We start from the raw sequence: 12,203 nt of genomic DNA on the forward strand, positions 1-12,203 counted from the left end.
CAGCTCTTTTTAGTTATTGTAAAACTTTTTGGCTCATAGGCTTAAACGCTTGGGGAACTATCTTACACGTTAAAGCGGAATTCCATGATATCGCCATCTTGTCCCACATATTCTTTACCCTCTTCACGTAAACGTCCTGCTTCTTTAACAGCCTTTTCACTACCATATTTCATCAAATCATCATAAGACATAGTTACAGCACGAATAAATCCTTTTTCAAAATCACTATGAATGACTCCTGCCAATTGAGGAGCTTTCATGCCTCGCTTAAAGGTCCAAGCACGCACTTCTTTTTCGCCAGCTGTAAAATATGTGGCAAGTCCAAGTAAGTGATAAGCTGCTTTTGTCAATTTATCAACACCAGCTTCTTCTAAACCGAGTGCTTCAAGAAACTCTGCTTTGTCCTCATCATCAAGTTCGGCAATTTCTTCTTCAGCACGTGCTGAAATAACAACAACCTCTGCATTTTCAGTCGCTGCAAATTCACGAATTTGTTTCACATATTCAATGTCATCTGGTGCACTTACTTCATCTTCACCTACATTAGCGACATACAGGACAGGTTTTGTAGTAAGTAGGAATAGCTGTTTGACAACTTTTTGCTCTTCTTCATCAAATTCTACTGTTCGCGCAGATTTTCCATCTTCCAAAACTGGCTTGATTTTAGACAAAACATTGAATTCTGCTACCGCATCTTTATCCTTAACCGTACGTGCGACTTTTTCAACCCGCGCATAGCGTTTGTTTACGGATTCCAAATCGGCCAAAATCAACTCTAAATTAATTGTTTCAATATCTGCCAATGGATCAACGAAAGAATCCTCACGGTTATTTTCGCGCATCACGTTTTCATCATCAAAAGCACGAACCACGTGTACGATTGCATCAACCTCGCGAATATTTGCAAGGAACTTATTACCCAAACCTTCACCTTTAGAGGCACCTTTTACAATACCTGCAATATCTGTAAATTCAAAAGTTGTAGGAACAGTCTTTTTAGGTTTGATTAATTCTGTAATTTTAGTCAAGCGTTCATCGGGAACTTCAACCATACCTACATTAGGCTCGATGGTTGCAAAAGGATAGTTTGCTGCTTCAGCACCCGCTTTTGTAATTGCATTAAAAAGAGTAGATTTTCCGACATTAGGAAGGCCGACAATACCTGCTGTTAAAGCCATATTTATTCATTTCTCCGTCAAATTTTATAGTCATCCAATTATACCGTAAATCATGAAAAAAGACAAAAAAGCATATTCTATCAAGGTTTTTAAAAGTCCAAACAAAAAGTTGTGACTACTTTGTCACAACTTTTTTTATTTTTTTATTGAAATCATTACGGTTCATCATAACGACATGATCACAATTCGTACATCGAATTTTGATATCTGCACCCATGCGAATTATTTCCCAACTGTTTGCTTTTTTTCCCGTTGATTTGATTGTACAAGCATGTGGTTTCTTCATTTCAACAATTGATCCTAATTGATAGTCTAACATTTTACAACCTTTCTACGACGACTTTTTGTGGTCCACCTAATAAAATCAAATACTTGTCAACTTGGTTGACATGATAGGCCTTTCTTAAAGCATCTGCATAGAGTTCCATCTGAACTTCATAATTTTTCTTGATTTCTGCAATCTGCGCTTGATTGCGAAAATAATCCGTCTTATAGTCAAATAAGATAATCTTATCTTCAAATTTTATAAAGCCATCACATATTCCTCGAACAATATATTGTTCTTGTGCAACTTCATCCGTTTTCAACATAGAAAAAGGTGCTTCCTTAGTTGTACGCTCCACGTTATCAACCAGGACTTTACCAAAATCTGTGTCAAATAAAGTCAGAATTTTGGGTAAATCAATTTTGTTTTTCACTTCATCCAGAAGCTCCATCTGATCCAAGGTTTGTTGGAAGTCGAATAAGTTTGGTCGTGAAAAATCTGCATATTGCATAAAACTATGGGTAGCAGAACCTATTTCGGCAGCTGTAATTTTATGTTGACCAAAATCCAACATCTCCAACTGTTTTACACGTTCATACTCACTTGATGGTAAAACATTTCCCAACTCTAATTGCTTTTCATAACTTCTTTTTTTTACTTGACTGGGAGTTTGAATGCTTGAAAGCTTCGTTGCTGCTACCTTTGGATATTGATAATCTAATATAGCACGCGCTTGTTTTACATCGGATAAGCTGTCCATTATTTTATCAAATTTTTTCGCGTCTTCTGCTAATTTTTTAAAGTCAGGATAAACTGTAAACTTTTTATCAACTCCTTGTAAATCAGCAGCCTTGATTACTTTAAAATTCATCGGTAACTTATGTGCTTTTTGAAGAGCTAACAACCAATGTTGGTAGCCATTCGCAGCTTGACGATATTTAAGAGGTAAAATGCCTTTTTCTAATTTCGTTTCCCCATATTTTTCCAGATCTTTTGGTTTGATTTTACCGACCATATAGAGTTTTTTCTTCGCTCTTGTAAAGGCGACATAAAGAACACGCATTTCTTCTGAAAGCATTGCATTTCGCTTCAAATCCTTATTGACGAGATACGGTAAGGTTTCCATTTTAACCAAAGCATAGGGGAAATCGGTCTCTACAGCTGACTCATTTTTTAAATCAGCAGTATATTTCATTCCTAAGCCATTTTCCCGAGTAAGTATCACCGAATCTCTTAGATCTTTCTGGTTGAACTTAGTTTGTAAATTCATGAGAAAGACAACATCAAACTCTAACCCTTTGGACTTATGAAAAGTCATTACTCTTACCGCATTTTGTGGCAACTTAATATTCACAGAAGCAAGGTCGTTGTTTTGTTCCATAAATTTATCAATCATCTTGATGAATCGGAAAAGACCTTTATAGCCCGAACTTTCATAGGATTCAGCCCTTACTGAAAGAGCATGAAGATTGGCTTGACGCATCTCACCATTTGGTAGCGCTCCAACATAGTCCAGATAAAAAGTTTCTGTGTAAATCTTCCATAGAAGTTCATGGATAGTGACTTCGTTTACAAGTTTACGCCACCCTGTAAACCTCTCCAAAAAGGTATCAATCTTTGTTTTAAGGGATTTGTCTATCAGCTCTCCATCACTAAGCTGCAACTTCTGCCAAAACCGGGTATCAGAACCAGCATTCAAACTAATCCTTGTAAGATCATCCTCTGTAAAGTTAAACATTGGTGAGCGTAAGGTCGCCACTAAAGGAATATCATAGAGCGGATTATCTATAGCACGCAAGACATCCAAAATTAAGGTTACTTCAAGAGATTTTAAAAAGTCAACGCGCCCCTCATCCAAAACGACTGGAATATCGTAAGCTTTTAAGATATCTTCAATTTTATTATTTTGAGATTTGGAACGTACCAAAAGAGCGATATCTTTATATTCTAAGTTCTCGTCAGATGCTATCAGCTCCTTAATTTGTTGAGCAACAACTTTTATTTCTCCATCACTCATTTGTTCTGACTCATCTTCTAAAGTATCTTCTTCATAAAGAAGGAGCTCAGGGTAAAAGTTCTCTTCTAACTTCTCCGGATAGTCCATAAGATTCCCTTGGACCAATTCCTCTTCTTTACCGTATATCATTTCTCCCACTTCTTCGTCCATCAAATGTTTAAATACCTCATTTGTGAAGGAGAGGACTTCACCGCGTGAACGAAAATTTTCTTTGAGACGAATCAGTTGATTAGGATTCGTTTCATCAGCATAGGCCATGTATTTCTTGAGAAAAAGACTAGGATCGGCCAAACGAAAACCATATATCGATTGCTTAATATCACCAACCATAAAAAGATTATCAGAGCCGTCACCATTTTTACTCAGCAACCGTAGCATCGCTTCTTGGACATGACTGGTATCTTGATACTCGTCAATCATTATTTCACTATATTTATTACGATAAGCCGTTGCGACATCTGGATTTTCTTCTAATATTTTAATCGCAAAATGGGCAATATCCGAATATTCAAATGCATTTTCCGAACGTTTTCGCTCCAGATAGACATTATAAAAATATAGAACAAATTTTTGAAGGGTTTCAGCCAAAACTTTTGCTTCAGGTTGATATTTTTCAATCGTTGACAAATGTTTTATTTTTTCTAAAAAATCTCTTACAAGACCTGGAGCAGTCTTGGTTCCTATCACAGACTTAAAACTTTCTGCTAAAATTTCATCTTTCTTTAATGACCAGCGCGAAAAGTCAAGAGATCTAAAAATTTCCGTAAATTGAAGATAATCTCTCCGAGCTAAACTAGAAAGAAGATGTTCTTGATTATCCACTACGATCTGTGCTTTTTCTAAAGTTTTCCCCGTAAGATTTTTTTCCGTCAGAGATTTCTGTAAATCTAAAATAAAGGTTTCGAGTTGTAAGACTACATCTTGTGAAAAAGATTCGGGTAAATCAGAGAATTTTTGATAAAAATCAAAGCCTTTAAGAAATTCATTTTTTAACCAATTTTCAGGACTTTCTGTTGATGAAGCAAAGTTGTAAACCGTGTAAACCACGCTCTGGAAGCCCTTAATATTCCGATCTCTTGAAAAATTTTTTACCAGCTTTTCAAAGGCCTTTTTATCTATTTTTGCTATCTCTTTGATTTCCGATTGCTCTGAAAGATATTGCTCGACCAGATCATCAAAGACTTCTTGTTTCAAGAGATCACTCTCTGTCTGATCTGCTAGAATTCTAAAGTTTGGATCAATATCTACACGATTAAAATTTTCTCGTAACAATTTCTGTGTAAAGCTATCCATTGTACCAATGTCTGCATGAGGCAGTTTTTGTAATGCCAGTTTAATCCTTTGTTTTTCAATACTATCTTGAGATTTATAACTTGCTTTCTTTAGATCTTTTTCTAAACGCATGCGTAATTCTGCTGCCGCTTTTTTAGTAAAGGTTGAAATAAACAAGCTCTCAATATCAATGCCATTTTTTATTTTTTCAACAATCCGGTTCGCCATGACAAAAGTCTTTCCTGATCCAGCACTTGCTGAAACGAGTATATTATGTCCTTGGCTATGTATTGCTTCTTCCTGTTCGGGTGTCAATTTTACTTCAGTCATTTACTGGACCTCCTTTCAACTCTTCAAGAATCTCTTTGCGACTTTTTTGACCGACTTCACGTGCATAATCATTCATATGTCTACTTGCTTCAAAGCGACAGATTGATTTTAAAGGACAATAGCGACATCCGTGTACGTTACCAGATTTATCGATACCTTCTTTAGTCATGACTGGGTTAATCGCTATCTCTCCCTCACGCAGTCGTTCTCCCGCACGAGCATAATGACTTTCGTTGAGCTTGATAAGGCCTTCAAACTCCCCTTGACTATAGACATTATTTCGATTAATGTTAACAACGTCAATTTCCTGATTTACTTTATCCTTATACTCTTCCAGAATAAGACCTTCATAGCGCATTTTTTTCGCTAATAAGGCAGCTATTTCTCCTAAATAATCTACATCAGAAAGATTGATACTTTCGTTTTTTAACTGTAGGTAAAGAGCGCCCCAAAGCTTTTGATCAGCATTCATTTGCTTGAGGACATCTAAATAAGTAAGAAACTGTAAACTTGTTCCATCATAAGCTGACGCAAGATCAAATTTATGCTGACTAGATTTATAATCAATAGCACCAATACTATCATTAAAAAATTGATCTATTCTATCAATCCTTCCACGTAAATTAATCTTGTCTATAGAAAAATTACCCAGTTCACTTTGCGGTAAACCAAAAGCACTCTCGGTTGCTAAAGTCTTCATCTGATCATTTTCCAAGCCTTTTTTCAAAACAACTGCAGTTTGCTTGACGATTTCTCCAAGATTTGTCCATGTAAATTGTGCTGTTGCATCTTGTGTGAAATAGCGGGCATAGGAAGTGTCAACATCACGTAAAACACTTTCCAAGTGATCATCGAAATTTTCGCTGTTCAAGTTAGGATTATCTAGGAGTTTTTCAAAAACTTCATGAAAGAAATTACCAACGACTTTTGAATTCAAATCTATATTTTCAAAACTTTCTAATCCTAAGGTCTGTTCTAAAAAGTACTGGTACTCGCAATTATAAAAACGTTCAAAACTACTCACAGAAGCATGGATTTTATCCTTGTAAATTTCTTTTACAGTCTCAGGATCCAAGGATACAGGAGCTATATCTTGATCAAGATTATAAATCAAACGTTGAAAATCGGGATTTTCTTTAAGAAGAATACGGAATAAACTGGACCAAAAACTACGTTTATCCTCTCCCCCATCGATTTCCTCTTGAGCAAGTAGATGTTCAATTTTCCCAATATTTGTAATGAGAGAACGTGTATTCCCTATATGCGTTACGGTTTCCAGGAGATTAACTGAAGAGACTTCACGTTTAACACTTTCTCCTGCTTTTGTATGTTCAATAAATAACTGCAATAATGCCGAGCTATCATCTTGAGCATTCGCATAAATTTGAGGTGTCGAAAGTACGAGCTTTTCTGTTGCTGCATTGACCAAAGAGACACTTGTAAAGGTATTCTTACTAGAGTTTGTCATATTTAATTGCTCAATAAAACGAAAATCATCATGAGATACATTTTGATTAATAATCGCACGTTCTTCATCCGAAAGTAAGCTAGAATTTTTCTTGATTTTGGGAAAGTTAGCCATTGTCAGACCAATAGCATAGATATACTTATTGGTTCTTGCTTCCACCAGTTCATAGTCTTTTACATTGACAACATCAACATTTGCAGGAATTTGGCGATATTTCGCACCTTTCAATCCAGCTAGGATTAATTCAAGAAATTCGAGCACTTTCATCTTTTGCTCAGCAAAAACGGCCTGAAATTCCTTCAAATTAGAAAGCAGTAATTTCCAAACCTGTTCGTACTTATCTGCCAAGACATGATTTTCTTCAGCTTCAGCTTGATTATAAAGCAGATTCATATTCTCAAGAACATTGCCATTTTGGATAAAATGTTGAAATTGTTCAAGCCACTTGGCTCCCGTTTTTTCTGAACTACCTGTCAAAAACTTTTGAAGAGCTGAGGATTCACCAAGCATCTCTTCTCTTAAAGTTTCAACCTGCTCTAATTCTAAAAATTCACTTTCTTCAAAAGCAGTGGCAAATTTCTTTCTGCCTCGAATTTTATACTTGTTCATATAATATTCAAAGTAATCTAAGGCATCTTGGCTAAAGTTTACACCACTGTAAACTTTACTTTTAAGGAGATTGACCACATCATTAGTACGATAATTGTTCTTTTTTATTGCATAAAGACTTTCTAAGAAAATAATCAAGGGATGCTGACTCATTGCTTCTTCCTGAGCATAGAAAAAAGGAATCTCATACAAATCAAAGATTTCTTGAACTGGTATTGCGTAAGCTTCCACATCACCAACCAATACCGTAAAGTCTTTAAATAAAGCGCCTTGAGCTATCTTTTGACGAATTTCTTTAGCAACGGCTTCGATTTCTGCCATCTGGTTTTCTGCTTCCCAGATTTCAAAATGTTCTTTATCTTTAGACTCCAGCTCAATATTTTCTCTTTCTTGAATAAAATTAGTTTCCAGTTCAATCAAACGTGTCAACTTATCATATACTTTATCTGGTTTTGTATTCGAAACAGAAGAGATTTGAGCAGAAAACTTATTGCGAAAACGTTGAATCATCTCTAGAGCATTCGTGTAAACCGACAAAGAAAAATCTGTCAACTTATAGTCTGATGAACGAGTATAGGTCCCAATGATGATTTCTGAACCTGCGGAATGAAGGGCATAAATAAAACTTTCCTCTTCAGCAGTAAACCGCGTATAGCCATCAATAATGATTACCGCCTCATGTAACACCTGATTAAATTTGCCCTCATTTATACTTTGTATAAAATGTTGAAACTCTGAAAAATTAGCATAAGAGAGATTTAATTCATCTTCGAAACGTCCAAAAATTGCTGATAACTCCATATTTTTGGGACTTTCGGGTAAGTCTTCACAGGTTAAATTTGCAGTAACTAATTCTGCACGCAAATTCACCAACATTTCAAGGAAAGCTGGTGAACTTTGCAAACTATAATAGAGTGGCAATTCTTCTTTAGAAAAAGACTTCAAAACTTTACGAAAAAGCATACTCAATCCAGACTGACTGAGTTCGACTTTTTCATCTGTATTTTTTTCTTTACGATCAAAATAATAAGGAAGTTGCTTAAAACGTGTAACCAAGAGGTCAAAAACGGCTGTATCTGCACCTGATGAAATACGCTCTAAAATTTCCTTTTCTTTTTCAAAAGACATTGAAGATGGAACAATATAATAAACTTTTTTCTCTTCTTTCAATGCCTGTTGAGCACGCTCCAAAAGAAATTGAGTTAGATCTTGTGTAATTTCAGTATAAATGATTTCCATAAAAAAATAGACCTCACTTTCGTTAAGTCTATTCTAACATTTTTTAGTTTGTTCTGACAGGTGTAATAAGCTGTACGAAACTGTCTGTATCATTTTTAGGAAGAAGTGTAAAAGGACGAACGTTTGAAATGAAACGAATACGAACTTCTGGTTCTTTTATAACACGAAGCGCATCAATCAGATATTGTGGGTTAAAGCTGATTGCAATATCCTCACCAGTTTTTTCAATCGCTGTCAATTCTTCATGAACACTACCAACTTCAGGTGAATTGGCTGTTGTAATTACTGAATCTCCTGAAACAGTAAGTTTAACGGTACCATTTGCTGTTGCATTTGATAAGAGACGTGCACGCTCCATTGTACGACGTAAAGCAGCCACATCAAAGACGAGATTTAAGCTATAATCAGCTTCATTAGGTATTAAACGATTCGTATCAGGATAAGTACCTTCAATTAGACGGCTGTAGTAACTGATACGCTCATTACGGAAGAGAATTTGATTATTCGCCAAGGAAATATCCAAATCTTCCTCATCATTAGTAAATACATTTTTGAAACTTTGGATAGACTTACTAGGAAGAACGACATCAAAATCAGAACCATCATTCTCAAGAGCAAGCAAGCGTTGACTCATACGATGTGAGTCAGTCGCAACAGCTTTGAGATTTTTCTTATCTGATAAGACCAAATGTACCCCGGTAAAAATAGGACGACTTTCTTGCGTACTTACAGCAAACACTGTTTCTGTAAAAATTTCTTTCAAAAAACCAACATTAATTTTAAGAGGATTTTCTTGTGAAATTTCTTGAATACGTGGATAAATTTCTGCATCCTGACCTTTTAAAGTAATTTCTGACTTTCCAGAAGTGAGTAGTACTTGTTTTTGTTCTAATTCTTCAAATTCTAAAGTAAGTTCTGGCATTTGGCTAACTACACTTTCAAAGAATGAAGCTTCCAATAAGATACTACCAGTACCAGAGATATTCATTCCAGCATCTTTATCACTGGCAGGTAAGAAGTTCTCAATCGAAATTTGACCATTGGATCCTGTTAGTGTAATTCCTTCTGCACTGACTGTAATTTTTAATTTAGTTAAAGCAGGAATAGTAACTTTTGAACCAATCGCTTGTTTAGTAATTTTTAGTGCATTTTGAAAAGCTACTTTGTTAATTGAAAATTTTATCATGATAGTCCTTTTCTTTATTTATTTATATAAATATATTAGTAATAGTAGTAGGTCTTGTGAGTATGGGGATAAGCGTGAAAACATGAACTTTTCTAAGTTTTCCACTGTGTATAAGTAGAGGATAACTCAAGGAAATCTTTTGAAGTTTTCCACAGGTCACTTTTTATTGAAACAGTCGCTTGATGGCGTCAATGTCTTTTTGAACATCGATGTCATTTTTCATTTTTTCTGTTATTTGCTTGTGCGCATACATGACAGTAGTATGATCGCGTCCACCAAACTCATTGCCAATAGCTGGAAGACTGAGTGCCAACAATTCACGAATTAAATACATTGCAATTTGTCTTGGAAATGCAATTTCTTTTGGTCGTTTAGGCCCAATAAGATCAGCTGTTGACACATGATAGTATTTTGCAACCTCATCTTGTATTTTTTTGACTGTCAAATTTGATAAAGGTTGCTGCGTATTACTTTTAAGAGAACGCAGAGCTTCACTGGCGGTATCAATATTGACTACCGTTTGGTTGTTTGTTTTCGCAACAAACTCTACACGATTAAGTGCACCTTCAAGTTCACGGACATTTGAGTCAATTTGGCCAGCGATATAACTAAGAGTTTCTTGAGGGAACTCTAAATTACTGCTCTCAGACTTTGTCTGGAGAATGGCCATACGTGTTTCATAGTCAGGTGCTGTGATGTCTGTCGTTAATCCCCATGAAAAACGAGTCACTAAACGCTCTTCAAGTTTATTGAGTTCTTGTGGTATACGGTCCGAAGTGAGAACGATTTGAGCACCACGATCATGAAGAGTATTAAAAGTATTGAAAAACTCGTTTTGGGTACCTTCTTTATCACTAAAGAACTGGACGTCATCAAGAAGAAGTATATCTAAGTTTCGATATGTTTCTTCAAATTTTGCCATCTGTCCTTTACGTGTTGCATTGACATAGTCATTGACAAAAGTTTCTGCAGAGACATATTTAACCTTAGAATGCGGATTATCTTTCAAGATTTCGTTGCCAATCGCATGCATCAAATGTGTCTTGCCAAGTCCAGAACCTCCATAAATGAAGAGAGGATTATAAACATCCCCTGGTTTATCGGCAACAGCAAAAGCAGCAGCTTTTGCCCATTTATTACCTTCACCTTGGATGTAATTATCAAAAATGTACTTTGGATTTAAGCGCGTGAAGTCTGGAGTTGCTAGAGCAGGTGCTTCATCAAAGCCATCTTGTTCATTGATTTCTTGTTCAATTTTTTCTGAAACTTCTTCTTCTGAAAGTAAATTGAAACGAATTGGTCGATCAAAAATTTCAAACCCAGCTGTACTGATTAGTCCTTCCTGACTCCGCCAAAAATCTTTATGAAACTTCGCCCCCACGATAATGGTTGCTACATCATTTTCAATTTCTAACAGTTGGGCAGGCTCAATGAAGAAATCATAAGACTGCGGCTTGATATTTTTTTTCGCTAATTCTTTTACTCTCGTCCAAAATTCTTTTTTTTCTTTTTGGAGAGCCATATTTTTCCTCTAATATATTAAAATTAAGTAGAACCTATTATATCATGTTGATAACTATTTATCCACCGCTGTTGAAAAAAAATACGATTTTTCCACAGAAGTGGATAACTATCCCCAAAAATGTGGATAATGTGGAAGGACAAAAAGTTTTCCACAGGAGACAAAGGCTATAACAAGCGTTTCTAAACTTTTCCACAAAAAAGGAAAACAAAATTTTTGTGAATAAATCTTGGGATAAAAAATCCACAGTGAATTCACTGTGGATTTTTTGTGAGTTTATTCAAGAGTTCTTCGAGTTTTTCTAAACTGTCAAAATGCAACTCTAGTTTTCCATTTTGGTGCTTTTCATTATATGAAATTTTATTACTTACACCTAAACATCTTGCAATTTCTTTTTCCTTTTCTTCTATATAAATGCTTTTTTTATTATTCGTTTTTTTAGTGGCAACTTTTTGGTAAATGATATCTTCAAGTTGTCGCACATTAAGTTTTTCCTGAATGACTTTATGAGCTAAGGAAACTTGTTTTTCTTTATTTTCTTCAGCAAGAAGTGTCCGGGCGTGAGCTAAACTAATTTTTTTCTCTTCTAATAGATGAAGTATTTCTTGAGGAAGCTTTAAAATTCTCAAGAGATTTGAAATATAGGAACGAGATTTTCCGAGATGTTGAGCAACTTCATCATGAGTCAATGAGCTTTTTTCTAAAATTTTTTTGATGCTTTCAGCTTCGTCTAATGGACTCATGTCATCACGCTGCAAATTTTCTAAAATAGAGAGCACCATCATATCCTTATCAGAGTAAGAACGAATAATCGCTGGTATCTTATCCAGTTTCGCCAGTTTCGATGCACGCAAACGCCGTTCTCCTGCTAGAAGTTCATAGCCAAAAAGATTACTCTTACGAACAATAATGGGTTGAAGAACACCATTAACTTCTATAGAATGTGATAACTCTTTTAACTTATCGTGATCAAAATGTTTGCGGGGTTGATAAGGATTTTTACTAATATCTTCTATATTTAGTAGATAAATTTTTTCTTCCATGAGCTAATAATACCACAAAATGACAAAAACGAGAATAAAACACAAAAAAAATAAGTGGTGAAACGTGACAACGG

General features: G+C 35.4%; 7 protein-coding genes. All 7 read right to left on the reverse strand.

Annotated features, from left to right (window positions below; genetic code table 11):
* Positions 1–62: 62 nt before the first annotated feature.
* The 7 genes from ychF to LACDD01_RS07820 all read right to left on the reverse strand — a co-directional run bounded on the left by ychF (position 63) and on the right by LACDD01_RS07820 (position 12,129).
* Positions 63–1,178, reverse strand: a complete 1,116-nt coding sequence (ychF, locus tag LACDD01_RS07790) for a redox-regulated ATPase YchF (protein WP_061414094.1) — start codon at positions 1,176–1,178, stop codon at positions 63–65.
* A 115-nt stretch (positions 1,179–1,293) separates the two neighbouring features.
* Positions 1,294–1,497, reverse strand: coding sequence for a DUF951 domain-containing protein (locus LACDD01_RS07795; RefSeq protein ID WP_014024078.1), 204 nt, complete (start codon positions 1,495–1,497; stop codon positions 1,294–1,296).
* A gap of 1 nt (position 1,498) precedes the next feature.
* A complete protein-coding gene (gene addA, locus LACDD01_RS07800; protein ID WP_061414097.1) occupies positions 1,499–5,062 on the reverse strand; it encodes a helicase-exonuclease AddAB subunit AddA in 3,564 nt (1,187 codons plus the stop codon).
* Complete coding sequence (rexB, locus tag LACDD01_RS07805) at positions 5,055–8,378, reverse strand: ATP-dependent nuclease subunit B (protein WP_061414099.1); 3,324 nt, start codon at positions 8,376–8,378, stop codon at positions 5,055–5,057. The genes addA and rexB overlap by 8 nt, the downstream gene beginning before the upstream one ends.
* 43 nt (positions 8,379–8,421) lie before the next feature.
* Positions 8,422–9,564: a DNA polymerase III subunit beta gene (gene dnaN / locus LACDD01_RS07810; RefSeq protein WP_019293615.1), complete on the reverse strand. Its 1,143-nt coding sequence runs from the start codon at positions 9,562–9,564 to the stop codon at positions 8,422–8,424.
* A 163-nt stretch (positions 9,565–9,727) separates the two neighbouring features.
* The gene (dnaA, locus tag LACDD01_RS07815) at positions 9,728–11,086 is read right to left on the reverse strand and encodes a chromosomal replication initiator protein DnaA (RefSeq protein ID WP_019335926.1); all 1,359 of its coding nucleotides are present in this window, start codon (positions 11,084–11,086) and stop codon (positions 9,728–9,730) included.
* A 254-nt stretch (positions 11,087–11,340) separates the two neighbouring features.
* A complete protein-coding gene (locus LACDD01_RS07820; protein ID WP_019293616.1) occupies positions 11,341–12,129 on the reverse strand; it encodes a ParB/RepB/Spo0J family partition protein in 789 nt (262 codons plus the stop codon).
* Positions 12,130–12,203: the final 74 nt, after the last annotated feature.

It is taken from the genome of Lactococcus sp. DD01 (genome assembly GCF_001578715.1).
Taxonomy (GTDB): domain Bacteria; phylum Bacillota; class Bacilli; order Lactobacillales; family Streptococcaceae; genus Lactococcus; species Lactococcus petauri.

Excerpts from the sequence above, each read along its gene's own strand:
- LACDD01_RS07795 (WP_014024078.1), bottom strand. The coding sequence starts at position 1,497 with ATGTTAGACTATCAATTAGGATCAATTGTTGAAATGAAGAAACCACAT.
- ychF (WP_061414094.1), bottom strand. The coding sequence starts at position 1,178 with ATGGCTTTAACAGCAGGTATTGTCGGCCTTCCTAATGTCGGAAAATCT.
- dnaA (WP_019335926.1), bottom strand. The coding sequence starts at position 11,086 with ATGGCTCTCCAAAAAGAAAAAAAAGAATTTTGGACGAGAGTAAAAGAA.
- LACDD01_RS07820 (WP_019293616.1), bottom strand. The coding sequence starts at position 12,129 with ATGGAAGAAAAAATTTATCTACTAAATATAGAAGATATTAGTAAAAAT.
- dnaN (WP_019293615.1), bottom strand. The coding sequence starts at position 9,564 with ATGATAAAATTTTCAATTAACAAAGTAGCTTTTCAAAATGCACTAAAA.
- rexB (WP_061414099.1), bottom strand. The coding sequence starts at position 8,378 with ATGGAAATCATTTATACTGAAATTACACAAGATCTAACTCAATTTCTT.
- addA (WP_061414097.1), bottom strand. The coding sequence starts at position 5,062 with ATGACTGAAGTAAAATTGACACCCGAACAGGAAGAAGCAATACATAGC.